22 protein-coding genes are annotated in these 26,283 nt (G+C 64.7%); 11 read left to right on the forward strand and 11 right to left on the reverse strand.

The window, feature by feature from the left end; all coding sequences use genetic code 11:
- The first annotated feature begins 6 nt into the window (after nucleotides 1-6).
- The 3 genes from ACO056_RS11495 (at nucleotide 7) to glpK (ending at nucleotide 2,558) form a co-directional block, all read left to right on the forward strand.
- Nucleotides 7-189, forward strand: coding sequence for a hypothetical protein (locus ACO056_RS11495; protein WP_421846822.1), 183 nt, complete (start codon nucleotides 7-9; stop codon nucleotides 187-189).
- The gene (locus tag ACO056_RS11500; protein WP_421846824.1) at nucleotides 164-949 is read left to right on the forward strand and encodes a DUF6454 family protein; all 786 of its coding nucleotides are present in this window, start codon (nucleotides 164-166) and stop codon (nucleotides 947-949) included. The genes ACO056_RS11495 and ACO056_RS11500 overlap by 26 nt, the downstream gene beginning before the upstream one ends.
- 124 nt (nucleotides 950-1,073) lie before the next feature.
- Nucleotides 1,074-2,558: a glycerol kinase GlpK gene (glpK, locus tag ACO056_RS11505; RefSeq protein ID WP_421846826.1), complete on the forward strand. Its 1,485-nt coding sequence runs from the start codon at nucleotides 1,074-1,076 to the stop codon at nucleotides 2,556-2,558.
- A gap of 125 nt (nucleotides 2,559-2,683) precedes the next feature.
- Here the strand turns inward: glpK and ACO056_RS11510 are convergent, their stop codons facing one another.
- From ACO056_RS11510 to ACO056_RS11545, 8 genes are all read right to left on the reverse strand, one after another.
- The gene (locus ACO056_RS11510; protein WP_421846828.1) at nucleotides 2,684-3,271 is read right to left on the reverse strand and encodes an NTP transferase domain-containing protein; all 588 of its coding nucleotides are present in this window, start codon (nucleotides 3,269-3,271) and stop codon (nucleotides 2,684-2,686) included.
- Nucleotides 3,252-4,247 (reverse strand): XdhC family protein, encoded by a 996-nt coding sequence (locus ACO056_RS11515; RefSeq protein WP_421846830.1) that lies wholly within the window; start codon nucleotides 4,245-4,247, stop codon nucleotides 3,252-3,254. The genes ACO056_RS11510 and ACO056_RS11515 overlap by 20 nt, the downstream gene beginning before the upstream one ends.
- Nucleotides 4,244-4,783 carry a cytochrome C gene (locus ACO056_RS11520; RefSeq protein WP_421846832.1) on the reverse strand — a complete coding sequence of 180 codons (540 nt, stop codon included), beginning with the start codon at nucleotides 4,781-4,783 and terminating at the stop codon, nucleotides 4,244-4,246. Before ACO056_RS11520 ends, ACO056_RS11515 begins: the two co-directional genes overlap by 4 nt.
- Before the next feature lie 56 nt (nucleotides 4,784-4,839).
- A complete protein-coding gene (locus ACO056_RS11525) occupies nucleotides 4,840-5,382 on the reverse strand; it encodes a methylamine dehydrogenase light chain (protein WP_421846834.1) in 543 nt (180 codons plus the stop codon).
- A 55-nt stretch (nucleotides 5,383-5,437) separates the two neighbouring features.
- Nucleotides 5,438-6,040, reverse strand: a complete 603-nt coding sequence (locus ACO056_RS11530) for a methylamine utilization protein MauD (protein WP_421846835.1) — start codon at nucleotides 6,038-6,040, stop codon at nucleotides 5,438-5,440.
- Nucleotides 6,041-6,044: 4 nt separating this feature from the next.
- A complete protein-coding gene (locus ACO056_RS11535; RefSeq protein WP_421846837.1) occupies nucleotides 6,045-6,620 on the reverse strand; it encodes a MauE/DoxX family redox-associated membrane protein in 576 nt (191 codons plus the stop codon).
- Nucleotides 6,620-7,828 carry an amine dehydrogenase large subunit gene (locus ACO056_RS11540; protein WP_421846839.1) on the reverse strand — a complete coding sequence of 403 codons (1,209 nt, stop codon included), beginning with the start codon at nucleotides 7,826-7,828 and terminating at the stop codon, nucleotides 6,620-6,622. The genes ACO056_RS11535 and ACO056_RS11540 overlap by 1 nt, the downstream gene beginning before the upstream one ends.
- A 228-nt stretch (nucleotides 7,829-8,056) precedes the next feature.
- Complete coding sequence (locus tag ACO056_RS11545; RefSeq protein WP_421846840.1) at nucleotides 8,057-8,761, reverse strand: TetR/AcrR family transcriptional regulator; 705 nt, start codon at nucleotides 8,759-8,761, stop codon at nucleotides 8,057-8,059.
- A 243-nt stretch (nucleotides 8,762-9,004) separates the two neighbouring features.
- On the opposite strand from ACO056_RS11545, the gene ACO056_RS11550 reads away from it, so the two are divergent.
- The gene (locus ACO056_RS11550; RefSeq protein WP_421846842.1) at nucleotides 9,005-9,478 is read left to right on the forward strand and encodes a (2Fe-2S)-binding protein; all 474 of its coding nucleotides are present in this window, start codon (nucleotides 9,005-9,007) and stop codon (nucleotides 9,476-9,478) included.
- On the forward strand, nucleotides 9,475-11,658 hold the full coding sequence (locus ACO056_RS11555) for a molybdopterin cofactor-binding domain-containing protein (protein ID WP_421846844.1): 2,184 nt from the start codon (nucleotides 9,475-9,477) through the stop codon (nucleotides 11,656-11,658). Before ACO056_RS11550 ends, ACO056_RS11555 begins: the two co-directional genes overlap by 4 nt.
- Before the next feature lie 258 nt (nucleotides 11,659-11,916).
- On the opposite strand, the gene ACO056_RS11560 is transcribed toward ACO056_RS11555, so the two are convergent.
- Nucleotides 11,917-14,622 carry a TonB-dependent receptor gene (locus tag ACO056_RS11560; RefSeq protein ID WP_421846846.1) on the reverse strand — a complete coding sequence of 902 codons (2,706 nt, stop codon included), beginning with the start codon at nucleotides 14,620-14,622 and terminating at the stop codon, nucleotides 11,917-11,919.
- Nucleotides 14,623-15,026: 404 nt separating this feature from the next.
- On the opposite strand from ACO056_RS11560, the gene ACO056_RS11565 reads away from it, so the two are divergent.
- On the forward strand, nucleotides 15,027-17,087 hold the full coding sequence (locus ACO056_RS11565) for a sulfotransferase (RefSeq protein ID WP_421846847.1): 2,061 nt from the start codon (nucleotides 15,027-15,029) through the stop codon (nucleotides 17,085-17,087).
- On the opposite strand, the gene ACO056_RS11570 is transcribed toward ACO056_RS11565, so the two are convergent.
- A complete protein-coding gene (locus tag ACO056_RS11570; RefSeq protein ID WP_421846849.1) occupies nucleotides 17,084-19,090 on the reverse strand; it encodes a TonB-dependent receptor plug domain-containing protein in 2,007 nt (668 codons plus the stop codon). The two genes, ACO056_RS11565 and ACO056_RS11570, sit on opposite strands and share 4 nt — an antisense overlap.
- Nucleotides 19,091-19,238: 148 nt before the next feature.
- Here ACO056_RS11570 and ACO056_RS11575 point away from each other — a divergent pair, with 148 nt between their 5' ends.
- The 3 genes from ACO056_RS11575 to ACO056_RS11585 all read left to right on the forward strand — a co-directional run bounded on the left by ACO056_RS11575 (nucleotide 19,239) and on the right by ACO056_RS11585 (nucleotide 21,922).
- On the forward strand, nucleotides 19,239-20,003 hold the full coding sequence (locus ACO056_RS11575) for a DUF1223 domain-containing protein (protein ID WP_421846851.1): 765 nt from the start codon (nucleotides 19,239-19,241) through the stop codon (nucleotides 20,001-20,003).
- A gap of 75 nt (nucleotides 20,004-20,078) precedes the next feature.
- Nucleotides 20,079-21,173, forward strand: a complete 1,095-nt coding sequence (locus ACO056_RS11580; protein WP_421846852.1) for an acyltransferase family protein — start codon at nucleotides 20,079-20,081, stop codon at nucleotides 21,171-21,173.
- Nucleotides 21,174-21,316: 143 nt separating this feature from the next.
- Nucleotides 21,317-21,922 carry a GNAT family N-acetyltransferase gene (locus ACO056_RS11585; protein ID WP_421846854.1) on the forward strand — a complete coding sequence of 202 codons (606 nt, stop codon included), beginning with the start codon at nucleotides 21,317-21,319 and terminating at the stop codon, nucleotides 21,920-21,922.
- 66 nt (nucleotides 21,923-21,988) lie between these two features.
- Here ACO056_RS11585 and ACO056_RS11590 read toward each other — a convergent pair whose 3' ends face one another.
- A complete protein-coding gene (locus ACO056_RS11590) occupies nucleotides 21,989-24,535 on the reverse strand; it encodes a TonB-dependent receptor (protein ID WP_421846856.1) in 2,547 nt (848 codons plus the stop codon).
- Nucleotides 24,536-24,687: 152 nt separating this feature from the next.
- On the opposite strand from ACO056_RS11590, the gene ACO056_RS11595 reads away from it, so the two are divergent.
- Together ACO056_RS11595 and ACO056_RS11600 are read left to right on the forward strand one after the other, a co-directional pair.
- Nucleotides 24,688-25,365 carry a GntR family transcriptional regulator gene (locus tag ACO056_RS11595; protein ID WP_421846858.1) on the forward strand — a complete coding sequence of 226 codons (678 nt, stop codon included), beginning with the start codon at nucleotides 24,688-24,690 and terminating at the stop codon, nucleotides 25,363-25,365.
- Entirely contained in the window at nucleotides 25,366-26,283 is a 918-nt protein-coding gene (locus ACO056_RS11600; RefSeq protein ID WP_421846860.1) for a hydroxymethylglutaryl-CoA lyase, read from the forward strand.

The following is a 26,283-nucleotide window of genomic DNA, read 5'->3' on the forward strand; positions in this document are numbered from 1 at the left end:
TGGCCTGTGGATAAAGCCGAAATTTCGGCCAATATTGCAGTAATGGGGCAGATCACGCCGATTGCCACCGATCTGACTCCATGTCGCGCCAATGCGCGTCCGAAACCCATCGGCTTCGGAAAGCATTACGGCGATGATCGGCAAGCTTGTGCGCAGCGGTTTGATGGCAATGCTTCATCTGGCCTCTAGCCTTTCGGTGGCAGCGGCGCCCGGTTCGTCTGATGCTCAGCTGGAGCATGCGAGACTGGTTGGCGCCCTCGCGCTTCAGGGTGAGATCTTCCACGTTCAGGGCCTTGCACTCGATCCGGACCATGTCTGGATTACTTCGGTGGATCACGCCGGACGAAGGGCGTTCCTCCATGTGTTCGACCGCGCGAGCGGACGCTACCTGCGCCGGATCGAACTGACCGACGGAGCGCGCTACCATCCCGGCGGGCTCTCGCTTTCAGGCGGTTCCTTGTGGGTTCCGGTGGCAGAAATGCGGCCAGACAGCTCTGCGGTGCTCCTGGAGATCGATGCCGCGACGCTGACGGTGCACCGCCGGATCGCAGTGTCCGATCATATCGGCTGCATCGCGGCCGAAGGGCAGCGGCTTGTCGCGGGCAACTGGGACAGCCGGATGCTCTACGAGTTCGATCTTGCGCGCAGTGACCGGCCGGTGCGAGTGGTGAAGAACCCCTCGGCGACCCACTTTCAGGACATGAAGTTTGCCGACGGCCAACTGGTGGCGGGGGGCAACACGAGCTGGCTCGCGGGCACGCTCGACTGGATCGATCCTGCCACAATGCGCGTGACCCGCTCGCTCAAGGCCGGCTCCATCGGCGCGGTGCGCCCGTTCGGTCGTGGCGGCCCGATCACCGGTGAGGGCATGGCGATCGAGGGCCGGGAACTTTATGTCCTGCCTGAGGACGGCCCGAGCCGGGTATTCCATTTCCGCCTCGACGCCTGACCTCGCTTCCCGCATTCCCCGCATGCAATATCAAAAAACTATGGGCTTCGCGCAAACGGCGCTTCCGGTGGCCATGCCGGTTGGATAGGCAGGGCTAACGGCGAAGCGCCACGAGAGGAGACCCATGCAGCCCCCCTATATTCTTGCCATCGATCAGGGCACCACTTCCAGCCGCTGCATCGTGTTCGATGCCGCGGCCAAGCCCGTCGCGGTGGCGCAGCGCGAGTTTGCCCAGCATTATCCGGCTTCGGGTTGGGTCGAGCATGATCTCGAAGATATCTGGACGGACGTGGTCACCGTCCTTCGCGAGGCGGTTGGCAAGGCCGGGATTGACGTGGCCGACATTGCCGCCATCGGCATCACCAACCAGCGCGAGACGGTTGCCGTGTGGGATCGCTCGACCGGCAAGCCGATCCACCGCGCCATCGTATGGCAGGACCGGCGCACCGCCGATACCTGCGCGCGGCTCAAGGCCGATGGCGCCGAGCCGCTGTTTGCCGCCAAAACCGGTCTGCTGCTCGATCCCTATTTTTCGGGCACCAAGCTGGCATGGATTCTCGACGAGGTCGCCGGTGCGCGCGCCGCAGCGGATCGCGGTGAGCTTGCCTTCGGTACGATCGACTGTTTCCTCCTTTCGCGCCTGACTCGCGGCAAGGTCCACGCGACTGATCCGACCAATGCTTCACGCACGCTGATGTTCGATATTGGCAAGCAGCAGTGGGACGAGGAACTGCTTCGCCTGCTGCGCGTGCCAGCATCAGTGCTGCCCGAAGTGCAGGACAATTCGTACATCTTCGGCGAGTGCGACCCGGCGATCCTCGGCCGCGCGATCCCGATTGCCGGCATGGCGGGTGACCAGCAGGCGGCGCTGTTCGGGCAGGCCTGCTTCCGCCCGGGCATGACCAAATCGACTTATGGCACCGGCGCGTTTGCGCTGATGAACATCGGCAACAAGCCAATTCCGTCTAAGAAGCGCATGCTTACGACGGTGGCCTACCGCCTGAACGGTGAGACGACGTATGCGCTCGAAGGCGCAATCTTCGTCGCGGGCGCAGCGGTCAAATGGTTGCGTGATGGCCTCAAGATCATCACGCACGCCTCCGATACGCACGATATGGCGGTGCGCGTGCCGGATAATCACGGCGTCTACATGGTGCCGGCCTTTGTCGGGCTCGGCGCGCCGCACTGGAACCCCGACGCGCGCGGGTTGATCTGCGGGCTGACGCTGGATGCAGGTGCCGCTCATGTCGCCCGCGCCGCGCTGGAATCCGTAGCCTATCAAACGTTCGACCTCATCAACGCCATGCGCGAGGATGCCAACCCGGGTGCCGCCGCGCTCAGGATCGATGGCGGCATGGCGGCGAATGACTGGCTGGGCCAGTTCCTTTCCGACATTCTCGTCGCGCCGGTCGAGCGGCCGGTCAGCGTCGAGACGACGGCGCTGGGCGCAGCCTTTCTCGCTGGGCTGGCGACGGGCGTGTGGAGCGATCTTGCCGCCCTCGAAGCAACATGGACGAGCGACCGGCGCTTCGAGCCGAAGATGAGCGCGGCCTTGCGCGGCGATCTCGTCGCCGGGTGGCACAAGGCGGTGGAGCGCGCGCTGCTCTAGATCAAATGTCGAACACGGGTTGAACCAGTTCCCTTCGTCATTCCCGCGCAGGCGGGAATCCAGAGCGGCTCACGCTGCGCCTGTTGCTCTGGCCCCCCGCCTTCGCGGGGGTGACGAAAGTTGGGTCACCGCAGCAGCGCCTCTGCGCGGGCAAGATCCTCGGGGCGGTCCACGTCGAGCGCCAGCAAAGGATCGAGCGGCACGGTGGGCGCCCCCTTGAGCCTGACCGCGCCGCCGTGATCGCCATCGAGCGCGGTGAGAGCGGCGAAATGCGCGGCGCCGAACAGGGCGGGGGGCATTGTCACGCCGCCCGCTGTGGTCGCGATGCGGTCACCGTCAAAGGCCTCGACGAGCGAGCGGACATGCGCTTCGGGCACGAGCGGCATGTCTGCCAGCGCGACCAGTACGGCTTGCGCGCCACCAGCATGCGCGGCAGCGACGCCTAGCGCGAGCGACCGGGCCTGCGCGGCGCCGGGCGGTGTTAGCGCAACACAGCTGTAGCCCAGTGCGGCGAGGTCGGGGGCATTCGGTCCGATCACCGCGTAGCGCGCAGCGAAGGGCAGGGCGGCCAGCATTTCGGCGGCATGGAGTGCGAGCGCTTTGCCGCCAAGTGGGGCGACCAGCTTGGGGCCCCCGAAGCGCGCCGATTGCCCGCCCGCCAGCAGCACCAGCGCAAGGCCGGCGAAGCCAGTGTCAGTTGCGGGTGGGGACATGCGAGGCGGGATCGTGCCCGATCCGGCCTGGCGCACGTCCGCTCCAGCCGGGCATGCCTGCGCAGGCCTGATAGTCCTGCACCAGTTCGCCCAGGATCGAGATCGCCAGTGTCGCGGGATCGCGGGTTGCAGGGATCAGGCCGATCCCGCCGCGCAACTTGCCGAGGCTTGCCTGCGGTACGCCGATCATGCGCAAACCGGCAAGGCGCGCATGGTGCGTGCGCGCACTGCCGACAGCGCCGTGGTAGAACCCGTCCTGCGCCAGCGCGTGGGGCAGAAGCTGCTCTTCCCAGTCGTGATCGTGGAACAGGAAGACGAACGCCGTCCACGGATCGCCGACGAGATCGGGCAATGCCGTGCGGCTCGAAAGCGGAATGACGCCCTGTTCGGCAGCGGCGAGGCGGTCGCTCGCCGGGGCATAGGCTTCGACGGCCAGGCCAAAAGCGCGGGCAAGCCGTACGAGCGCGGTGAGGTCTTCGCCGTGGCCGAGTGCGACAAGGCGGAGCGGCGGGGCATAGGCGCGCTGGAAACCGTGCGAGCCGGGCACATCGGACAGTGCGGCGCCGGCTTCATCGAGGCGCAGCACAGCGGGCTTGCGTTCACCGAGCCATGCCATCACCGCCGTGAGCGCGGCGGGGTCGGGTCGCGGCGTGAACAGCAGGTCAATCCCGCCGCCGCAGGGCAGGCGGATATCGAGATAAGGCGAGCCGATCCCGTAGCGCACCGTGCGGCCATACCCCTGCGCAAGCACATCCTGCGCTTCGGCAATCACCGCCGCCTCGACGCAGCCGCCAGAGAACGATCCGGCGCTGCGCCCATCGGCCAGGACTGCCATCTGCGCACCGATCCCGCGCGAGGTGCCGCCTTCGATGCCGGTCAACGTGACGAGCACGCCAGCGATGCCGGCGGCAGCTCCTTCGACCAGCAGACCGAGAATGCTGCGATCATCATGCGCGATCCCGCCCTGCACACTCATTGCGTGGAGCCCGGATATTGCAGCCGCAGCGACGCGGGCGCGCGGCACTTGGCGATCGCGACATTGGCAAGGCGCAGCCGTTCTGCCTTCAGTGAAACGCTGGTCAGCGCGAACTGGCGCTCATGCGCGACTTCTTCGCCGGTAAACGGTTTGGAACCCGCCGGTACGCTTTTTCCACCGAGCACGAAGACCACGTAGTTCATCAGGTCCGCAAGCTGCGCATTATCCGTGATGCGGCTGTGCGCGACATTCGGCAGGCGCAGCAGGTAGGCGCGCGATTCCGGTGTGCACATGAACCAGCCGACGCGGTCCTTGATTTCGGGCAGGTGGGCCGGGACCGTGCTGCCGCGCAGGCCGTGGCAACCGGCACAATTCTCGATGAAATCGCTCTGCGCAAGCGCAGGATCGGCCATCATCGAGCGGACGGCAGCCGGGATATCGGGCGAATGGTTGTCCGGCTCGGCCGCGCGCAGTGCGCCAAACGAAAGCGCGCCGAGCAGCGTGGCCGCAGCGATCAGGCCCATGCGTTTCTTCATACGCCTATCCTTAGACCTGTTCGCTGCCCGCCGGAACCCCCGCTCGTCGTGCGGCGTCAGGCCGTGCCGACGAGGACCGCGGTCGAGCAGTGGTATTCCATGCTGGTCGTGCCGAAGCACCAGATCACGTCGTTGTTGAGCTGCGGCACATAAAGCTGCGTCTCACGGTCGGTGCCGTCGCAATCGCACTTGTTGCAGTACGCCTTGCCGCAGCAGTCGCGGTAGGCGATCAGGTAGGCGCGACCGTCATCGGGATTGATACAGGTGCCGACCCACGAAACCGGCGAGTGCTCCGCGCCCGGCGGGCAGCGATTGACCGCGCCGCCGCAGCACGAGCAGAGCGAACCGTCGATCGCGCAATAGCGCCAGTAGGTGCACTTGGTATCGTCCTTGCTCTGCGCGTTGCGGGCGAAGGTGGTCTTCGCCTCGGGCGAGCGATCGGGCTTGGCAGCGCTGGCGCGGCTGACCGGCAGCACGGGGAACACCGGCGCGGCAACAAGCGCGAGGCCAAGCCGGGCGAGGATGCCGCGGCGCGAGGTGCCGCCGGCAAAGCGGCGGAGCAGCTTTTCGCCCATGGCGTCGGGATTGAAGGTCTTCATGAGCTTGTCCCCTGTAGTGCGCTTGAACCGTGTTTGTGTGTTTCGATGAGGGTGATCAATTGGCCACGGCCTTGAGCTTGCCGATATAGTCCTGGACCGAACGGATGCCCATTTCGTGGGCGATCACCAGACTTTCGAGATGCTCGCGGCTGTTGACAAGGCCCTTGGAGAGGATCGTGCCGTGCTCGTCCATCAGGACCGCATAAGGCAACTTTGCCACTTCGTAGGCCTGGCCGACTTCCGGCCCGTTGATGAACTGGTATCCGCCAAGGCTGTGCTCCGCGATCATCTGACGCTGCGCCGCTGCATCATCATCGCCGATGAAGACGAGCTGGACCCGCTCGTCCCGTGCAAAGGACTTCGCCATCGGAATGAGGTTCTTGCACAGCGGGCAGGAAGGCGAGACGAACATGAGGAGGCGCAGCGGCACGCCGTGAAGATGCCCGCCAACGGTGGTGCTGGTACCGTCAAGCGTCGTTGCGGGGATCGCGGCAGCGGCACTGCCGACGGCCGGACCGGCCGACGTCGTAAGCGCTCCGGCAGGGGCAACGCGCATATGGAGCACGCCCACCTGGCGGGCGAGCGCCAGCAACGCAACACCGAGCAGGAGGATGACGGTCCACGACAGGACCGTCGAGACGAGCAGGGCTTGCAGCATGCGGTTACCTCCGCGAAGCGGCCAGCGGCGTTGCCGCGAGCGCCCCGATGGCGTTGAAAAGTTGAACGATCACGAAAACTGCGAGGCCACCGGCCATGGCGATTGCAAGATCGGTAATCGAGTTCAGGCGAAACTGCGGTTGAACGAGCCGGGGCAAAAGCAGCGCGGCGAGAACGAGATTGCGCGCCACCAGCAGCCAGCTGAGCGGTTGGCGCAGCTGGGAGCGACCGCAGCCACAATCGATCTGGCTGCGCCCGCGCATAAGGTTGATCGCCATCGCCGCAGCAAAGACAAGCAGCAGCGCGAAGGCCGGGGCAGCGCCAAGCCCGTGGTGGATCAAGAGCAAGCTGACGGCGGCACCCATTTCGGCAAGCGGCAGCATGCGGGCCACGGGACCAACCAGCCCAGCGGGCAGCAGGCGATAGTTGGCCACCACGCCGGCAAGCAGATCGCGGTGCTGGAATTTCGGGATGGCAGCCTGAAAGAACACGAGCGCGACGCCCAGCGCGCCGGCATATCCCAGCACACCGAGACCGGTCCCGCCGAGCGCAGCCAGAGTCAAGGCGCCGCCGTCCGTCATCAGGGCTCCAGCGTCCGCAGCACGCCGCCGCCCGAGTTCTCAAGCCGGAACTTCTGCTCGCCGGTCTTGAGGTCGAGGATGACAAGCGCGCTTGGCCCATCCTCGCCGCGTTCGGTCGAGAGGATCAGCTTCGGATTGGTTTCCTGCGTGATGGCAATCGCACTGGCAGGATTTTCAAGCGGGATGCGCTTGACCACCTTCTTGGCAGCGACATCGAGTTCCCACACTTCGGTGCCGGCAGCCTTGTGGGTCCAGTATTCCCCGGTGTGCATCAGCACGAAGGCGTGACCTGTGCCGAGGTGATAGGCAAGGCCCTGACGCGCGCCGGGATACCAGTGCACATCGAGCGGCTTGGTATCGGCAGGCGCAACGCCCGCGGCAGTCTGGATCGAGAAGGGCTCGGAGATCGTCGGCGTGGCGCCCAGCTTGGCGGTGTAGACCTGTCCGGTGTAGGTCAGGAAGACGGCCGTCTGCTTGGCCCGGTCATAGCCGAAGTTGTCGAAGATCGGATCGTTCGTTGCCGAGAAGAACGGCGCCGAGCGGGTGATTTCGGGCTTGGCGCCGGCCGTTTTCACCGTTGCCAGCGAACCGTCCGAGCAGAGCGCCGAGAATCCGATCCCGGTGACCGGCATCAGGCTGGCGCAGCCGGGCAGCTCGATTTTTTTGACGAACTTGCCCTTGGCGAGGTCGACCATGTTGACCGACGAGGCCGGATCGAGGTTGTAGACGTAAGCAGTCTTGCCTTCATCCGCGAGCACGAAGTTGAACTTGCGCCCACCGATGAGGATGCGGCCAGGCATCGCAATCTCGGTCTTGAGCTTGAGCGTTGCGGGATCATAGACTGTGATCATGTCCTGACGTGTACCGCGCCAGCCCTTGGTCCAGATCGTTTCCGAGACGTAAAAGGCCTTGCCCGCCGGATCGATCGCGAGGTCCGAAAGGGTGGACGCCTCGACCAGGCCGAGCATCTTGCCGGTGTCGGTATCGTAGATCGCATTGCCCGGAACGACGAAGCCGCGCTCGACGAAGACCCAGCTGGGCTTGGCCGCCGGGAGCGAGACAGCCTCAAGCTCAGGATCGGGTTGCAGCGGATCGGCCGCGTGGGCGGCGGGCACGCCGCCAGCCAGTGCGAGCGCGCAGACGGCCGCGGCGGTGGTCCTGCCCATGACGGAGAGCGATGACTTGCCCTGAAACTTCATCATCTTCATCTGGCCTGGCCCCTTCTGCCTGAAACGCCTGAACCCCTGAGCTGCATCAGCGCCAATCAGCCATGATGCAAGCCCCGACCCGTACCATGCGGTACAAGCCTGCGCCCCGCAAGCCGCTGTGCGTTGTGCAGGTGCGAAGTTTTGACGAGCGTCCAGTTTTAGTCAAGCGCTTTGTCAGGGATTTTTTTACCGGACCTGAATGGCTTGTGGCTCGCTCCACTGCGCGCCTCAGCGAACGGGTTCCAACTGCTCCGGCCTGATCGCCTTGACGAGCGAAACCATGGCTTCGGCTGCGATCGCGGTGATCTGCGGCATCTTGGCTGCCCAGGGCTTCTCGAAGCCAAGAAAAGGTGTCGTCCCTTCCATCGAAGCGCTGATGTAGAGCGCGACGGTCTGCACCTCGTCCGGCGAAAGCGCGGGATTGAGCGCGGTGACGACCTCCCCGATGAAATCGTGCACGCGCTGGTAAAAGGCGCGCACCCGTTCGGCAACGAAGGTGTTGTGATTGGCGAGCGCCCAAAGCTCGGTGAAGAGCCGCGTCGTGCGCTTGCCCGCGATATCATCCAGGCACAGTTTGACGATCAGCCTGAGCCGGTCTTCCGGTGAGATCGCGGGCTGGCGGACCTCGCTCTCGAGCAGCTTGTCATAGCTGTCGAGAAGTTCGTCCAGCATGATCTTGATCAGCATTTCCTTGCGCGGGAAATGGTAGCTGACATTGCCGACCTTCATGCCGCTGGCATTGGCGATGCGGCGGATCGTGAAGGCGCTGGCGCCCTCTTCGATCAGAACGTCATGCGCGGCCTTGAGAATGGCGTCGACGGTCTCGGTCCCGCGCGCGTAAGTGCCGGGGCGGGGTCCTGTGGCCATGGCCTCATCGGTTGCAATACCGGCCTCGTGGTGTGCGTCGGCAAGCGAGACGGTATTACGATCCATGGCTCACGCGTAGCACGCGCGCCGGACCCTCACCAGAGTGCGTTCCGGCAAATCGCTCTTGACGGAATCCTGAAGTTTGTCCAGACTTTGACGGTCTAATTCAAGTATATGAAAATAAACGGTTATTACCCAACCGGTGCTCGGCTGATACCAAGCTGTATACGTCGCAAAACAGGGTAGCAATTCTCGTGACTTTGCCGGCCTGGCGTGCCCGTGCCGCCCCAGCTTCTCGAAAGGACCGCAATGGCGATCTCGCTGACCGTAAACCGCAAACCCCGCACCGTGGATGTCGAGCCCGACAAGCCACTGCTTTGGGTGCTGCGTGAGGATTTGGGCATGCCGGGCACCAAGTTCGGCTGCGGAGCCGGACTATGCGGTGCCTGTACGGTGATCCTGAACGGCGAGGCGGTGCGTTCGTGCCAGACGCCGCTCGCCGATGCCGCGGGCAAGGATATCGTGACGATCGAAGGCGTTACCGCCTCGCCGGTCGGCGCCAAAGTGGTCGAGGCGTGGACCGCGCTCGACGTGCCGCAATGCGGTTATTGCCAGGCGGGGCAGATCATGTCGGCCACGGCGCTCCTCACCGCGACGCCCAAGCCCTCGGCGGACGAAGTGACCGCAGGCATGGCGGGTAACATCTGCCGCTGCGCCACATATCTCCGGATCCAGAAAGCCATTGCCGAAGCCAGCAAGGCCATCGCGGGAGCAGCCGCATGAACGCCGTCTCCGTTTCCCGCCGCTCGTTCCTCGCCGCCTCGCTGGCTGGCGGGGCAGTGCTCACCTTCGAAGCGAAACTGGCCTTTGCCGCGCCGGGCGCGGCAGAGCCCGCGATGCTTGGCGCGTTCATCACGATCGCACCCGATAATTCGGTGACGATCCTCGCCAAGAATCCCGAGATCGGGCAGGGCGTGAAGACCATGCTGCCCATGCTGATCGCCGAGGAACTAGACGTGGCGTGGAGCCAGGTCCGGATCAAGCAGGCCGATGAGAACCAGGACAAGTATGGTCCGCAATTCGCCGGCGGCAGCATGACCACGCCGCTCAACTGGCTGCCCGCCCGTCAGGCTGGTGCCGGTGCCCGCGCGATGCTGGTCGCCGCCGCTGCGCAGCAGTGGGGCGTTCCCGCCGCTAGCCTGACGACGGGCGAAGGCATGGTGAAGCATGCCGCGAGTGGCCGCACGATCACGTATGCCGCGCTCGCACCGGTGGCGGCGAAGATGGCCGCGCCTGATCTTGAGAAGGTGCCGCTGAAGTCGCCCAAGGACTTCAAGATCGTCGGCAAGCCGCGCGCCGGTGTCGATACGCCCGCGATCGTGCGCGGAGAGCCGCTGTTCGGGATCGATGCCCATCCGCCGGGCATGTTTTATGCCGCGATGGTCAAGTGCCCGGTGATCAGTGGGACCTTGAAGAGCTTCGACGATGCCGCCGTGCGCAAGGAAAAGGGCATGCTGGCGGTGGTGCCGATCACCGATGGTGAAGTGCCTGCAGGCAAGCACAATGCGGTGGCCGTGATCGGCGACAGCTGGTGGCGCGTCCACAAGGCGCGCGAGAAGCTTGTGGTGCAGTGGGATACCGCAGGCTTCGATGGCTTTTCGACTGAGGGCTATACCGCCGAGGCCAAGGCTCTGCTGGGTGCTGCGCCGACGGCGGACGTGTTCAAGGCCGGCAATGTCGATGCAGGTCTCGCCAAGGCTGCAAAGGTGGTGACGGCGGACTACGCCTACCCGTTCCTCGCGCACGCGACGCTCGAGCCGCAGAACTGCACCGCGCTGTGGCATGAAGATGGCAAGCTCGAGTTCTGGGCGCCGACGCAGGATCCGGGCACCGCGCGCGGTGATATCGCCAAGACGCTTGGCATCGATCCTGCTTCGATGACAATCCACATGACTCGCATCGGCGGTGGTTTCGGGCGCCGGTTGATGAGCGACTTCATGGTGCTGACAGCCTGCATTGCGAAGGCGATGCCTGGGCGGCCGGTGAAGCTGCTCTATGACCGCACCGATGACATGCGCAATGACTACTACCGCCCCGCAGGCTGGCACCGCATGACGGCTGGGCTCGACGCAAGCGGTGCGCTGGTGGCGCTGAAGGATCACTTCATCACCTTCGGCGCCAACGGCAAGCCGATGCGCGCAGCCGAAATGCGGATGACCGAGTTTCCCGCGCCGGTGCTGCCGGATGTTCATCTGGGCATGTCGTTCCTCAAGACCAACCTCACTACGGGCTGGCTGCGCGCGCCGACATCCAATGCGGTTGCCTTCGTGTTCCAGGGCTTCCTCGATGAAGTGGCCGAAGCCGCCGGGACCGACCTGCCCGAGCTCATGCGGCGCACACTGGGCGCGGCGCGGCAACTGCCGCCCGAGCCTGATGATCCGCCGTTCGATACCGGCCGCGCGCGCGGCGTGATCGATGCGGTGTGCAAGTTTGCCAGTTGGACGGGCAAGCGGTCTGCCACCCCCGGCAAGGGTCGCGGTTTCGGCTTTTACTTCAGCCACCGCGGCTATTTCGCCGAGGTCGTCGACCTCACCGTTACGGATGGCAGCACGATCACGATCGACAAGGTCTGGGTTGCAGGCGACATCGGCAGCCAGGTCATCAATCCCCTGAATGCCCAGCACCAGATGCAGGGCGCTGTGATCGATGGCATAGCGCAAGGGCTGGTGTGGCAGCCGATCGAGCAGAAGGCAGGCGCGGTCACGCAGGAAAACTTCGGTGATTTCCCGCTGATCCGCATCAACCAGACGCCCGGCGATGTGGCCATCACCTGGGTGGTGACCGACAATCCGCCGACCGGGCTTGGCGAACCGACGCTGCCGCCGGTGATCCCCGCGATTGCGAACGCCATCCGCGACGCTACGGGCAAGCGGCTGCGCAGCCTGCCGATGTCGCTGGCCTGATCTGAACCACCCCCGCTAACGGGGTTAGCCTGAAAGCCCCTCTCGCCTCGTGGCGGGAGGGGTTTTTTGCAAGGTCCGCGGGTGTTTTCGACCGCCGATGTGCTCTCTCCCGTTTCGTCATTCCCGCCTTCGCGGGAATGACGTGGATTGGGGGGCTTGGCAGGGATGGCGAGGAATGGCGCAAGCGGGCAGGACAACGAAAACCCCTCCTGGCCGGGACCAGGAGGGGCTTTGCTGTGCAGTGTTGAGGCCCTGAGCTTAGTAGCGATAGCCCAGCTTGAGCCCGAAGAACTGCGGGCGGATCGGGAACGTGCGTGACGAACCTGCGCAGACCGAAATCGAGCAGAAGGTGTTACGCGTCAACTCGCCGCGCCGATCGAACGCGTTCTGGATGAAGATGTCGGCAGTCCAGTTGTCCTTGCGCACACCGGCCCCGAAATCGAAGCTGATGAACCCGGGGGTGTTGCCGAGCAGCTTGTTGTTGAACTCGTTGAGATCCTGCGTTGCCCCGGTCTGATAGAGTGCTGCACCCTGGAAGTAGCCCTTGAGCGAGCCAAAATCGGTATCGTACCGGATCGTAGTTGTGCCCTTGAACTTGGGCTGGCGCGGCAGGCGGGTGCCATCCGCCGCAGCAACCGACGGTGTGTCGAGATTGCCGGGGATGAACTCTCCGGGCGCGCAAGTCGCAAGCTGCGAGATGACTTTGGTATCGCGGTTGGCCACGAAGTTGCAGAAGTTGCCCTTCAGCTTGCCATCATTATACGCGCCGCTGCTCGAGACCGTGAATTTGCCGAGCTTGAGTTCAGCGTCGTACTCGACCCCCTTGACCTGAGCCTTGCCGGCATTGCCGGTGTAGCCAGCGCCCTGTGCACCGGCCACAACGAGCCCGTACTGGATATTGTTCCATTTCTCCAGATAGATAGCAGCGTTAAACCGGAACACGTTGTTGAACGTGCCCTTGAAACCCAACTCGAAGTTGGTGAGCGTCTCGGACTCGAAAGGCGGTGCCGCAACGACGACTTGCGGCTGCGTATCGGTCTTGCGCAGACGAAGCGGACGGTTGTAGCCGCCGGGCCGGAAGCCGGTCGAATAGTTGAAGTAGAGCAGCTTCTGATCGGCAAACTGCCAATCGACCACGACCTTGTGCGTTTCACCCTTTTCGCTGTAGCGACCGATGCTCTGCGGATCGAGCGCATTGGTGTTGCGGCACTGGAGGCGTGGGCCGGTCAGCGGAAGCGGGCAGCCGATTGCGCCGGTAGGGAGGAAAATCGAAGGCGCTTGGACGGCTGAAGCGCCCACGCCCTGGAAGCCGACCGTCTGGAAATCGGTCCAGAAGTAGCGTATCCCGCCCGTGACCTTGATCGCTGGCGTGATGTTGTAGTGCGCTTCGGCAAACACGGCCGTGTCGTGATAAAGTGTGTCGAATTCCTGCAGGTAGTAGGCATCGCCGCGCACAGCCGGGGAACCAAGGATCATGGTTCCGCCTTGCGCTTCGGGAATGCCGAAACCATCCGGGTTGGAATCGCCGCCGCCCGATGCGGTGTAGCCGACGATCTGGTCGAGGCCGCGGATGGCGTAGTTGTCGTTGAACTCGTTCTTCTGGCGATGATAGAATCCGCCCAAGGTCACATCGAAAGGCCAGGACTTGGGTGTGGTAAGCCTGACTTCCTGCGTGAACTTCCGGTTGCTGATATCGGTGTGATAGTACTGGTTCGGGTTGAGCAGCTTGGTGCACTTCAGCGACGCGCCCGAACCCGAGCAGCCGGACTTGTCGAAGAACTGCAAGTAGTTTTCGTAACCTGCGCCGAAGCTGTCATAGGTTACGGTATAGTAGGTGTAGTCATTGTTGATCTTGCGATCACGGTAGTAGTAGCCCGTGGCCGAAACGAGATCGAAATCGCCGATATGGCCATGCACCGTGAGCGAGGCCTGGACCCACCGGTCGTCGTTGCGGGTAAGATCGTAATCATGGACCTGCAGATCGCCCACGCGTGTGTCATAGCCGAAATAGCCATAGGAAATCTGGCGCTGTGCCGTGACCGAGGGGGTCACTTCCCACCCATCGGCGACATCCCACAGCATCGAGAGACGACCGCCATATTCGTAGACGGGGTTGTAGTCCTTCTTGGCGATTGCCGAGTTGCTCAGTGTGTAGGACGTGGCCGGGTTGTTATCGCCAAGGTTGAGCACCGAAGGGCGCGGGTTCGGCTGCAAGGGGTTGTCGCTGGTACCGCTGATGAACTGGCCCTTGTTATCGACGTTGTCGATGTAGCCACCTTCCTTGCGATAGTATGCCATCGCGCGGATGGCGAAGCGATCGCTGACCGGAATGTTGATGTAGGACTTGATCGTGCCGCCGAAGCCGCCTTTGCCGAACTTGTTGACTTCGCTGTCGGCGCCGAACTCGAACTTGCCGATCTTGGGCTTGTTGGTGATGAAGCGCAGCACGCCCGCGAGCGAGCCCGCGCCGAACAGTGTGCCCTGCGGGCCCGAGATGGCTTCCAGGCGTTCCATGTCATAGACTTGGATATCCGGCACTTCCTGTCCGGTGATCGGAATTTCATCGAGATAGTACCCGACCGAGGCGTAGGCGCCGCCTGCCGGAACGATTCCGCGGAAATAGACTTCGTTGCGACCGGGGCCGATACCGGCGAAGGAAACCGAGGGTAGGAGCGCGGCGTAATCCTGCAGGCCTTTGACCTGGCGCTGCGCGAGGAAGTCGGCGCTCAGCGCCTGAATGGCGATCGGCACCTTCTGCACATTTTCCGACTTGCGGGTTGCCGTGACGATGATTTCGCTAAAGCCGCCCGATGCCGGCGGGGCCGTTGCATCATCGGCAGGTGCTGCCTGCGGGATGAGCGCTTCTTGCGCGGTTGCGAGCTGGGGCGCAGCAATGCCGCCCAGAATAGTGGTCAGGCACAGTGCCCTCAGCATGTGCGACCGGCGACCGGTTTTCTTGTTCATCACGTTCAGCTCCCTGAATCGAAGCGCGTTGGCGAAACGCTAGTCGGTAATCTGCTCCTTCGTGTCCGTTCCTGCGAAGCGACCTTTGGCCGCACTTTGCGCTGAGAGGGCAGCGCGCCCGACCCGAACCATCACACCTGCAGTTTTGCAGTTTGCGCCATGGTCCTTGGGCCACGACCGCTTCGCGGCCTGTGACCGAGCCATGCTTGAACATGGCGAATAGAGTGGTTGCAATCGTCCCCCGATTGTCCGTCAATCCTGACGAAGCTCAATGTTGCATGCTTGCTACAACAGCCAGCGGAGTCAACACCATTTTCGCATGTGCAGCAGAGCAGGGTCATCGACCGTTGCGCCTGTGACAAAAGGTGCACATGATGCGGTGCAGTAAAACACCGGGACACCACATGGACATTGCCAGCCAAGCCGCTTCAAAGCCGGGCATCGCGCCCGGAAGTGACGCGCGTGCGGCGCTCGACGAGGCAGCGGCCGGGATCGACGCCGATCCGCAAGGCGCGCTCGCTGTTGCCGAGGCGGTCCTTGCGACTGCCCCCGGCCTGCCGCCGGCGCTATTCGTGGCAGGACAAGCGCTGCGTCGGCTCGGCAAGCCCGATGCCGCCCTCGCGCGGCTTGCAGCGATCGGAGGGGGTGCGAAGCAGCCGCCGATGGTGCTGTGGGAGCTGGCGCAAGCCGCTAGCGAGGCAGGCCGCGCCGATGCGGCGATTGCTGCACTCGAAGCACTGACCCGGCTGCAACCGGGTGTCGCGTCGGGCTGGTTCCTGCTCGCTGCCGAATTGCGCAAGAGTGGGCATGAAATGGACGCGTGGCGTGCGGATCTCTCCGCCGTGCATGCGGCTTCGCGCGATCCGGATCTTCTGCAAGCGGCGGGCGCGATCCATGCGGGGCAGCTCGATGATGCCGAAGCCATGCTGCAGGCGCGCGCTGAGCGGCTGCCCGACGATCCGGTCGGTACACGCATGCTGGGCGAGGTGTACTGGCGGCGCGGCGACATGGCGGACGCGCTCGCGTTCGTTGAACGGGCGGTTGCGCTTGCGCCCGGTTTCGATCTTGCGCGTGATTTCCTCGTGCGCCTTCTCATGCAGGTCAACCGGCTGCCCGATGCGCTGGCTCATGCCGAAGTGCTGGCGCAGAGCCCCGTTGCGAATTCGGGCGCCGATTTGATCCTCGCCTCGGTGCTGGTGCGCCTTGGCGAGCAGGAGCGCGCGCGGGGTATCTACGAGCGGATGCTGAAAGCGCAGCCCGAGCAGCCGCTGCTGTGGCAGAACCTGGGCCATGTGCTGAAAACGCTGGGTGAGCAGGACGGGGCCGTCGCCGCATATCGCGCCGCGGTGACGCACCAGCCCAGTATGGGCGAGGCATGGTGGAGCCTTGCCAATCTCAAGACCGTCAAGCTGGGCGGTGACGATATCGCCCGTATGGAAGCGGCGTTGGCGGAGCTGGCCGGGGTTGAGGGCCGCGAGGAGGATGTGTTCCACCTCCATTTTTCGCTGGGCAAGGCCTACGAGGATGTGGGCGATGCCGCGCGCGCGTTCGTGCACTACGACAAGGGCAATCGCCTGCGCCGGACGCTGGTGCGCTATGATGCCGAAGAGTTTGCTGCCGAAGTCGATGCCGCTGCCTCCACTTTCACCGCGCCGTTTATTGCGGCGATGGGGGAGGGCAGCTGCCCGGCGGAAGATCCGATCTTCATCGTCGGTCTGCCGCGCTCCGGCTCCACGCTGGTCGAGCAGATCCTCTCCAGCCACAGCGCGATCGAAGGCACGATGGAACTTTCGGAAATGATGATGATCGCAGCGCGCCTGCAATCACGCGTCGACGAAGGCGAGTTTGCCGATTTCGCGGCGATGGTGCGCTCGCTCGGGCCGGCCGAGCGGTTGCGTCTCGGCGAGGAATATATCGAGCGCACGCGCGTTCACCGGAAAACGGACCGGCCGCGCTTTACGGACAAGATGCCCAACAACTGGCAGCATGTCGGGCTGATCCGGCTGATCCTCCCGAACGCGAAGATCGTCGATGCGCGGCGGCATCCGATGTCGTGCTGCTTCTCGGGATGGAAGCAGCATTTCGCACGCGGGCAGACCTTTACGTACGATCTTGGCGAAATCGGCCGTTACTACCGCGATTATATGCGGCTGATGGCGCATTACGACGCTGCTGCACCGGGCGCGGTGCACCGGGTGATCTACGAGCGCATGGTGGCAGACCAGGAAGGCGAAACGCGGCGGCTGCTCGATTATCTCGGGCTGCCGTTCGAGGAGAGCTGCCTCGAATTTCACCGCAACACGCGCGCGGTGCGCACCGCAAGTTCGGAGCAAGTGCGCCGACCGATCTATACCGATGCGGTCGAGCACTGGAAGGCGTTTGCTTCGTGGCTCGGTCCGCTGGAAGCAGCGCTGGGCGATGCGACGACCAGCTATCCCGATGTGCCGAGCGCGCTACTTTCTTAGCGGAACCCGACTCGCACCCCGGCCCACACCGTGCGCGGGGTTCCAAGGTCGATCGAGCCGCCGGAATTGCGCGTCACCACCGCCTCGTCGAACAGGTTCTCGCCGCGCAGCACGAGGCTGAACGGGCCGGCGATGTGTGTTTCGGCATAGGCGTCCAGCGTCGTCGCAGCGGGGAGGATGTCCGTTTCCAGATCGTCCTCGAACTGCGCGCCGGTGTGGCGCAAGGTCAGCGCGAGGGTGGTGCGGGGCGAGGGGCGCCAGGCGGCGGTGGCGCTGGCGGCATAGCGCGGGGTCTGCGCCGGGCGCTTGCCGTCGAGCGCGGTGCCGGGGGCTTCAACCCTGGCGTCTGTATAGGCGAACGATCCGCTGAGCGAAAACGCGCCGCGCTTCGCCTCCGCGCCCAGTTCGATACCCTTGGCGTGTACCGCATCGACATTCTGCCGCTCACGCACGTTGGGCGCGATGGTCACGTTGGCGATGGCGTGACGCACCTTGTTGTCGAACGCCGTGGCAGAGAAGGACAGGCCTGCTGCCGGGCGCCAGTCCACCCCGCCTTCGAAGCCGCGCAGCTTCTCGTTTTCGAGCGCAGCATTGGCGCGGGTGACGATGGGGAACACGGTGAACGTGCGGTAGAGTTCGTTGAGCGTGGGCTGGCGCAAGCCGGTATAGGCCGAGCCGCGCAAGGCCAGGCCTCCCCCGAGCTTGACCACCGCACCGCCGCGAAAGCTGCCGTCCCAGCCCGCGCGGCCTGGATAGAGTGTGGTTGAAGGCGCGCCTGCGAGCGGCACTTGTTCGAATATGCCATCGCGAACCGACCAACGGTCCGCCCGCGCGCCTGCGGTCAGGATCACCGGGCCTACCGTCCAGTCATCCTCGATGAACAGGCCGAGATCGCGGTTGGTGCCGCCCGCGCGGCGCTGGGCGCTGATCCTGCCAGCGGTGTAGACGTCTTCCTCGGTATGACCTTCGGCATAGCGCCAGTCTGCACCGAGCCGCAGGACATGGGCCTTGCCTACGGGCGGGCGCAGTTCGAACTTGCCGCCGATGCCGGTGGACGGTGTGGCGCGCTGGTTCAAGGTGGGGAGGAAGTTGCGCGCGCTGATCACCACGTTGTTGAAATCACGGCTCTGCACGTAGGCAAGGACATCGAACTGCCATGCCCCGCGCCCGACAAGACGCAGACTTGCGTCCTGGCCGCTGGCGGCAGTATCGGCTCCGGCGAAGCGCAGCGTGCGCGCGTCATTGAAGGCGGCGACGCGGGCCTGAAGTTCGATATCGCTGCTGAGCGGAGCCACAGCGCGCAGGCTGGTGGACCAGCTTTCATACCGGGCCCGGACGCTGGCAGGGACGCGCTGGTCCACCGGCGTGGTCCAGAATCCGCGCCCGCGGTCCCATCGGCCCGAGGCGACGAGATAACCCGCGCCGAGTTTAGGCGCGAGCGTGGCGGAAACCTCGGTCTCGCCGCGATCGTCGACCAGTGCACGGCCGCCGAAAAGGCCAAGCTGGTCGGGCCCCGCGCTGGTGAGATCGATGGTCCCGGCGACCGCGCCAGCACCGAATGCGCCCGAACCGCCGCCGCGCGTCACGCGCGCCATGGCGAGCCGCTCGGGCGCCAGCGCGGAAAGCGGAACATAGCCGAAGAAGGGATCGGCCATCGGCACGCCATCGAGCAGCAAGAGCGTACGGCTTGTCGCATTGCCGCCAAGCGCGCGCAAGGTGATCCCCTGTGCCGAAGGGTTGGATGAGCGGCTGTCCGAACGGCGGAACTGCTGGAAGCCCGCCGCAGCGGCAAGCGCGTCTTCAAGGCGGCCCGATGCGGCGACGGCGAGGCGGTCGGCGTCGATCTGCTGCACATCGTAGGCTGCGGCCGCTGGTGCCGTTTCCAGCCCGCGTCCGGTCACCACGATCTGATCCGGCGCTGCCTCCTCAGCCAGAGCAAGCGACGGCGCAGAGATGCCAGCGAGGAGCGCGATCAGGGCAGCGCGGCGGAGGGAGGACGGCATGAAGCGGTGGCTTTCGATCAGAAGGGCGCACAGGGGCCGTCGCCTTGGGAGGTTCGACTGTCAAGTGCGCGGTCAGGCAGGTGTTGTAACCGGTGAAAGGTGAGCGCCGAACTGGTACTCATCCCCAGACCTTGCGAAGGCTTTTGCCATGCCCCGATCCTCTGCCGTTCTCCGCCGTCTTGCCGTGTTTGCCCTGCCGCTGGGCGTTGCGGGTTCAGTGCTGCTGGCAGGCCAGGCCCTGACCAACAACGCAATGGCCAGCGCTCCTCCGGCTGCCCGCGCCACTCAGCCCGCCGCGCCGGTGCTGGTCGAGTTGTACCAGAGCGAGGGCTGCTCAAGCTGCCCGCCTGCGGAGGCCTACCTCAACGGCATTGCCGGACGCGCCAACGTGATCCCCCTTGCCTTCGAAGTGACCTATTGGGACTACCTTGGCTGGAAGGACAAGTTCGCCAGCCCCGCCTACACCCAGCGTCAGCGCGATTTCGCGGCGCGTTCGGCGGATCATGAGGTTGCGACGCCGCAGTTCTGGATCAATGGCCAGCAGACCGTGACGGGCGCCAATCCGCGCGCGGTGGAAGCTGCGATTGCCAGCGTCCGCGTGACCGCGCCGGTGCCGGCAGTCGGCGCGAATGGCGTGTCGATCGGCAAAGGCGCAGCGCCCGTGCGCCCGGCTGATGTCTGGCTGGTGCGCTATGATCCGCGCACCATCGAAGTCCCGATCAAGGCAGGCGAGAACGGCGGCCGTACGCTCCCGCACAAGAACCTCGTGCGCGAGCTCACCCGGCTTGGCGCATGGACCGGCGCTGCGGCGCACTTCGCCTATGCTCCGGCCACAGGGGGCCTGCGCAGCGCCGTGTTCTTGCAAGATGGCCGCGGCGGCGCGGTGCTGAGCGCGGGCAGCGAAGGTGGCTAGGGCCAGGACCTATTAACCGCGCCTGCGGATTTTGGAGATTGCGGCAGGTCGCGGGTTGTGCAACCCAACCGGCCGATGAATTCGGGACCAGACGCCAGCAAGATCCGATCGCTGCACGGCCTGCGCGGGTTGATGGCCTGGTGGGTCGTCACCGGCCACCTCGTGCAGGCGTTTGGCTGGCATGCCGGGCTCCTCGGCTCGCCAGAGCTGGCGGTTGACGTATTCATTCTCCTTTCGGGCTTCGTGATCGCGATGCTGGTGGAGCGCAAGGCTGAGGCTTATCCCGCCTACATCCTGCGCCGTGCCTTTCGCCTGTTTCCGCTTTATCTGCCGCTCCTGCTGGTTTCTGCGGCGCTGTTACCGGTGCAACTGGCGGTGTGGGAAATCCTGCCGCCCACTGAAGGCACGCGGGATCGCATCGCCCTCGCGCACGCGGCAATGGCGCATATGCCGTTCCACCTCGGCATCCATGCCGCGTTGCTGCATGGGCTGGTGCCGACGCAATATTCCGAAGGCATCGCCGTTTCGGTCATGGCGCAAGCCTGGAGCGTTTCGCTCGAGTGGCAGTTCTACCTCGTGGCGCCGTTCCTCATCGCGGCGCTCTACCGGCAGGCATGGCTGCGCGCGTGGGTCATTGTCATCGTGCTGGAGCTCGCCGCGCGCTATTTCATGACCGCATTCCTCGGTGCGAAGATCCTGCTGTTTGTCGCCGGGATTGCGACATGCATGGCCATGTCACCGCAGCTGCGGCGGCAAGGGCTGCTGATCGCGGGCCTGTGTGCTGCGGTGACCGTGCTGCGCGACGGCGTGATGCAGCTTGTCCCGCTTGGCATCTGGGGAGCGGTGATGGCAGCCTCACTCGCGCGGCCGGGGAGCGCCGTGCAAGCGCCAACGCGGCTGCTCGGCAGCCGCCTCGCCTATCACATGGGTGAGATATCCTATTCGATCTATCTTATTCATTTCATTGTGTTCTTCGTATCTGTTTATACCGCGACACAGTTCGGCCTGGACGGCGCGGTGCGGGCGGCCGTTGTGTCGGTGGTGACGATTGTGTGCACCTACCTCGGCGCACGGGTGTGCCATGACCTGATCGAACGTCCGGGGATCCAGCTTGGTGCGCGATTGGCGCGCGGGATGGGCGGACCGCGGCCGGGTCTGTTGGCGGGATAGGGCCATGGTGGGCGGAGGTGTCGCAGGCCGCAGGTCTTGCCGAACATGACGACAGAAGTTCGGCCGTTTGCCATCGGCGATGCGATCCGGGCGCGGATTTCCGCCGCGCTGGGCTAAGCTCAAGCGACAGGTGTGCTGATCCAATGACTTTGCTTCCCGGAACTGACCACATCGAAACCGAGCGGTTGCTGTTGCGCCGGATGGATGAGGGGGACCTCGATTTCCTGATCGCGGTCCATGCCGATCCGGACGTCGCGCGCTATATCGGCTCGGGCAATCCGCGCACACCGGCCGAGACCGAACAGTGGCTGGCCGATGTGCTCCATAGCTATGCCAGTGCCAACCTTGGTCCGTTGCTGGTGACGCGCAAGGCTGACAGCAAGCGCCTCGGCCGCTCAGGCCTGAGCGACGGTGTCCTCGAAATGGACCCGCGGCCGGGCTCTTTGCGGCGGATGTGGTTCTTCAGAACGCAAGTGCCTGAGGGAGTGGCGATCGAGGAGCAGCCGGAACTTGGCTATACCTTCGCCCGCGAGAACTGGGGGCAGGGCTATGCCTCCGAGGCCGCCCGCGCGGTGTGGGCTTATGCGCAGGCGCATCTCGCTCATCCCGCAATCATGTCGGTGATCCACGCTGACAACATCGCTTCGCGCTCGGTCGCGCTCAAGTTCGGGGTCCGGTACGTCGATGATGTCGAGATGGCCGGGCGGGCCTACCAGCGGTTCCTCTGGCCGATATCCGCGGATGCATAACGGCAAGGGCCCCATGCCGCGCTAGCGACATGAGGCCCTTGCGTTCGAACGCCGGAGCGCCCGGGATCAGAACTTCGCGCCAAGCTCCACGCCGATCATGCGGCGCGCGCCGGGCGAGATGAACGAGCCGCCGAACTCGATCGCAGGGATCACTTCGGCGAGGTACTTCTTGTCGGTCGCGTTGTTGGCGAACACCGCAAGGCTGTAGCGATCGGTCTGGATCGCGGCGCGCAAGTTGAGCACGCCGAAGGTGTTGCGGCGGGCCACATCGTACTTGGCATCGCCGACGACGGCCGGGAGCCCCAGCGCCGAGATCGGCAGCAGGCCCGAGAAGATCGTCGGTGCGGTCTGGTTCTGCACGGTGCTGAACCAGGTCGGGCCGGTCACGCGGTAGTCGGCGCGCAGCAGCATCTTGATGTCGCCGCTCACTGGCTGCTCGATCTCGCCGCCTACGTTGATGGTGTAATCGGCGGTGTAGGGCGACTTGTTGCCGACCGTGTTGGGGCGCGAGGAGTTCTTTTTGATCTCGCTGTCGGTGTAGTTGACCGAGCCGAACAGCTTGATGCCCCGCACCGGCTTGACCGCAACGTTGAGCTCCACGCCCTTCACGTCCACCTTGTCGATGTTCGAGACGACGCGCAGCAGGCCGAAGCTGCCGACGAAGAACTCGAAGAACTGCATGTTGTGGATCTGGGTGTAGTAGCCCGCGAGATCGAAGGTCAGTTTGCCATCGAGCAAGCTGCCCTTGAAGCCGGCTTCATAGGCGCTCGACCATTCCTTGTCGTACTGGTCCTTGATCGTCACGCCCGCATTGATCGTGCCCGGGGTCACGCCGTTGTTGAAGCTGGCGTTGACCACGGCTGCCGAACCCTGGTTGTTGAAGCCGCCCGATTTGAACCCGATGCCCCAGTTGGCATAGAGGTTGAAGTCGGCGGTGGGCTTGTAGCTCAGTGTCACCTTGGGTTCGAACTGCTTGAACGTGGCGCTCTTGGGCGTGAAGGCACCGAAGGCCTGGCCGGGGTTGATCGGGCCGCCGGTGAACGGATCGGTCGCCGTCGGCACCACGCTCTGCGCGTTACGCTTTTCGATATCGTAGCGCAGGGCAAGGCCGGCCTCGAACTGCGAGGAAGGCTTGTATTCCACCGAGCCGAACGCGGCGTAGACGTTGGTCTTGAACTTGTCGGCCAGCAGCAGCGAGGTGGGGTTGGCGCTGTCAGGCGCATTGTAGAGCTGCTTGATCACGCCTTTGCCCTCGTCCGCGCCGAGGCTCACGCCGGTCGAGCGGTCGATATGCAGGTAATAGGCACCGATCTGCCAGGTCAGCGCGCCGCCAGGTTCGCCGATCAGGCGCCATTCGGTGGAAACGTCCTTCTGCTTGCGGACCTGATACTGCGTGCCGTCGCAGGTCGTCGGGCTGTAGGGGCCGAAGGTCGAACCGTTGGCGGGCGCGAAGATGAAGGGGACCGGGATCTGGCCAATGGCGCCGGGCTGGTTCACCGGGAAACCGGTGTTGGCGGCCGTGCTGGCGAAGCAGGCGTTGACCGCGGGCTGGGCCGCCGGGTTTACCGCATTGATGTAGCGCGCGAAGTCAGCCGACGTTCCATCGGCGACGAGGTCCTGATCGACGTCCGAATAGAGCACCCAGCCAACCAGCTTGAGGCCGTCCGACAGCTTCTGGTCGAGCTTGGCAGAGAAATCGAAGCTGTTCTGGTCATTGGTAGCGCGGATGTTCGGGTAGAAGCGGAATTCGTGCTTGTTGACGTCTTCATAGAACGCCGGGTTCACCGCCGCGAAGTTGGGCAGGTGGAACGAGGCATTGAAGGGCAGCGACGCACCGCGGAACTGGGCGTAGCGCGCCTTGAGGTCGATCTGGGTGTCAGTGCCCTTGCCGATCATCACCCGGCCGTCGATCGACCAGTCTTTCTTGTCGGCGATCGTCTTGCTGCCATCGCGCTCGTTCTTCCAGTAGCCGTCGGTCTTGTAATAGGTGCCCGCGAGCACGAAGCCGGCGTTCTCGCCAAGCGGGCCGGCGATGTGTGCGGCGCCGTCGAACGTGTTCTGCTCGGCATATGAGGCGCGCACGGCGCCCGTCAGCGTGTCGGTCGGCTTGATCGTCTGGAGTACGATGGCACCCGCCGCCGCGTTGCGGCCATAAAGCGCGCCCTGCGGACCCTTGAGCAATTCGACCTGGCTGAGCGTGCCCTGGCGCTGGTTGAGCTGCGCGGTGTTGGTCTTCAGGATGCCGTCGACGACAAGCGCGACCGAGCTTTCGGCGTCCCGCGCGCCGTTGATGCCGCGGATGTTGATCTGAGTGTCGCCCGCCTCGGCGGTGCCGGTCACGATGGTAACGCCGGGAGTGAGGTTGGCGAAGTCTTGCGCGCGGGTCGAGCCGGTGTTCGTAAGCGTGGTGGCGGTGATCACCGATACCGAGGCCGGGACGTCCTGCAGCCGCTCGTTCTGGCGGCGGGCGGTGACGATGATGGCGCCTTCCTCTGCGGGGGCTGCCTGAGCTTGCGGCTCGCTCTGTGCGAGGGCTGGTGCGGCGGCGAAGGCCATGCCTGCAACGGATGCCGAAAGGAGGCTGGCGGTGTTCAGCCATTGCGAGATGCGCATCGGTGGTACTCCCTGTCAGTATCTTGGCCGTTTTCGGCTGCCGTGTTGTTGATCGTGCCCCCATGGCATTCACGGCTTGATAGGAGATATGGATATTGTATACAAATGCCATCGGTCAAGCCGATTGGTTGCTTAAAATTCAGGGAGCCTCGATGTCGCGCGCCTCTGATCGTGCCTACAGCGCGATCCGGAACATGATTCTTTCTGGAGAGCTCCCCGCCGGCGCACAGCTGGGCGAGGAAGCGCTCGCGGAAATGTGCGGTGTTTCGCGGACTCCCGTGCGTGAGGCGCTGCGCCGGCTCGAGGCAGACATGCTGGTCGGCCGCACCGATACCCAGCGTACATTCGTGGCCGATTGGTCGATAGACGATGTGGCCGATGCGTTCGAGCTCAGGGCCATGCTGGAAGCTCGCGCTGCGAGGCGGGCAGCAGAGCGCATGACCGACGCGGCGCTGACCCGAATCAGGGCGGCGAATCGGGCTCTTTCGGCGGCAATCCAGCAGCCTTCGCCGGACGTCGCGGGGTTCCTTGAGGGGAACCGCGAGTTTCATGCGATTATCCTCGAAGTGGCGGGTTCGCGGCGGCTTGCTGCGCTTTTGGGCACGCTGATCGAGCAGCCTGTCGTGCTGCGGACGGCGCGGCACTACACGCGTGAGGAGCTGCGCCGCTCGCACGCGGAGCATGAGGAGTTGACGGCAGCTTTCGCCCGCCGCGATGGCGCATGGGCCGAGGCGATCATGACCAGCCATATCCTGCGCGCCTACCACGCCTATGCCGATGCCCACCGCGCGCAGATTGACGCCGGACTGACACAGGAGGCGGCCGAGTAAATGTATACAAATTCAATCGAAATGGTCGAAGTGAGCCCCCGCGACGGGCTCCAGAACGAAAAGGCCATGGTGAGCACCGAGGACAAGCTCGCGCTCATCGGCCGGGCGCTGGAGGCCGGCGTGCGGCGCATCGAAGTGGCTAGCTTCGTGAACCCGCGCGCAGTGCCGCAAATGGCTGATGCCGAAGCCGTCTGTGCAGGCCTGCCTGTGCGCGGCGACGTAACCTACATCGGCCTCGTGATGAACGCGCGCGGCGCGGACCGTGCGCTTGCGACGGGCCGGATCGACCAGCTTGGCGCTGTTTCGGTCAGCACCGATACGTTCGCCATGGCAAACCAGGGCCAGACATCGGACGGCTCGATCGAAGCGGCAACCGGGATCATCAATGCGGCGCGCGCGGCGGGCAAGTTCGGACAAGTAACGATTGCCGCCGCATTCGGCTGTCCATTCGAAGGCGAAGTGCCCGAAGCGCGGGTGCTCGCGATCGCGGAAGCGCTGGCCGCTGCCGCTCCCGTCGAGATTGCGCTGGCGGACACCATCGGGGTTGCCAATCCGGCGCATGTCTCACGGCTCGTGACGGCGGTGCGCGAGCTGGTTGCGCCGATCCCGGTCCGGGTCCACTTCCACAACACGCGCGGCACCGGTCTCGCCAACGTCTGGGCGGCGGTCGAGGCCGGGGCGCGCACGGTCGATGCCTCGATCGGCGGGCTTGGCGGCTGCCCCTTCGCGCCCGGTGCGGCAGGGAACGTCTCGACCGAAGACGTCGTCTATATGCTCGAGCGCGCCGGGGTGTGCACCGGGCTCGATCTTAGCGCGATCATCGCGGCCAACTACTGGCTGGCCGAGGTGATGGGGCGCACATTGCCGGGCATGGTCGCCAGAGCGCCGGCATTTCCGAAACAGCTTCAAGAGGGATAG

Source organism: Novosphingobium sp. (assembly GCF_965228995.1).
Lineage (GTDB): Bacteria > Pseudomonadota > Alphaproteobacteria > Sphingomonadales > Sphingomonadaceae > Novosphingobium.

Excerpts from the sequence above, each read along its gene's own strand:
- ACO056_RS11500 (WP_421846824.1), top strand. The coding sequence starts at position 164 with ATGGCAATGCTTCATCTGGCCTCTAGCCTTTCGGTGGCAGCGGCGCCC.
- glpK (WP_421846826.1), top strand. The coding sequence starts at position 1,074 with ATGCAGCCCCCCTATATTCTTGCCATCGATCAGGGCACCACTTCCAGC.
- ACO056_RS11510 (WP_421846828.1), bottom strand. The coding sequence starts at position 3,271 with ATGTCCCCACCCGCAACTGACACTGGCTTCGCCGGCCTTGCGCTGGTG.
- ACO056_RS11515 (WP_421846830.1), bottom strand. The coding sequence starts at position 4,247 with ATGAGTGTGCAGGGCGGGATCGCGCATGATGATCGCAGCATTCTCGGT.
- ACO056_RS11520 (WP_421846832.1), bottom strand. The coding sequence starts at position 4,783 with ATGAAGAAACGCATGGGCCTGATCGCTGCGGCCACGCTGCTCGGCGCG.
- ACO056_RS11525 (WP_421846834.1), bottom strand. The coding sequence starts at position 5,382 with ATGAAGACCTTCAATCCCGACGCCATGGGCGAAAAGCTGCTCCGCCGC.
- ACO056_RS11530 (WP_421846835.1), bottom strand. The coding sequence starts at position 6,040 with ATGCTGCAAGCCCTGCTCGTCTCGACGGTCCTGTCGTGGACCGTCATC.
- ACO056_RS11535 (WP_421846837.1), bottom strand. The coding sequence starts at position 6,620 with ATGACGGACGGCGGCGCCTTGACTCTGGCTGCGCTCGGCGGGACCGGT.
- ACO056_RS11540 (WP_421846839.1), bottom strand. The coding sequence starts at position 7,828 with ATGAAGATGATGAAGTTTCAGGGCAAGTCATCGCTCTCCGTCATGGGC.
- ACO056_RS11545 (WP_421846840.1), bottom strand. The coding sequence starts at position 8,761 with ATGGATCGTAATACCGTCTCGCTTGCCGACGCACACCACGAGGCCGGT.
- ACO056_RS11550 (WP_421846842.1), top strand. The coding sequence starts at position 9,005 with ATGGCGATCTCGCTGACCGTAAACCGCAAACCCCGCACCGTGGATGTC.
- ACO056_RS11555 (WP_421846844.1), top strand. The coding sequence starts at position 9,475 with ATGAACGCCGTCTCCGTTTCCCGCCGCTCGTTCCTCGCCGCCTCGCTG.
- ACO056_RS11560 (WP_421846846.1), bottom strand. The coding sequence starts at position 14,622 with ATGAACAAGAAAACCGGTCGCCGGTCGCACATGCTGAGGGCACTGTGC.
- ACO056_RS11565 (WP_421846847.1), top strand. The coding sequence starts at position 15,027 with ATGGACATTGCCAGCCAAGCCGCTTCAAAGCCGGGCATCGCGCCCGGA.
- ACO056_RS11570 (WP_421846849.1), bottom strand. The coding sequence starts at position 19,090 with ATGCCGTCCTCCCTCCGCCGCGCTGCCCTGATCGCGCTCCTCGCTGGC.
- ACO056_RS11575 (WP_421846851.1), top strand. The coding sequence starts at position 19,239 with ATGCCCCGATCCTCTGCCGTTCTCCGCCGTCTTGCCGTGTTTGCCCTG.
- ACO056_RS11580 (WP_421846852.1), top strand. The coding sequence starts at position 20,079 with ATGAATTCGGGACCAGACGCCAGCAAGATCCGATCGCTGCACGGCCTG.
- ACO056_RS11585 (WP_421846854.1), top strand. The coding sequence starts at position 21,317 with ATGACTTTGCTTCCCGGAACTGACCACATCGAAACCGAGCGGTTGCTG.
- ACO056_RS11590 (WP_421846856.1), bottom strand. The coding sequence starts at position 24,535 with ATGCGCATCTCGCAATGGCTGAACACCGCCAGCCTCCTTTCGGCATCC.
- ACO056_RS11595 (WP_421846858.1), top strand. The coding sequence starts at position 24,688 with ATGTCGCGCGCCTCTGATCGTGCCTACAGCGCGATCCGGAACATGATT.
- ACO056_RS11600 (WP_421846860.1), top strand. The coding sequence starts at position 25,366 with ATGTATACAAATTCAATCGAAATGGTCGAAGTGAGCCCCCGCGACGGG.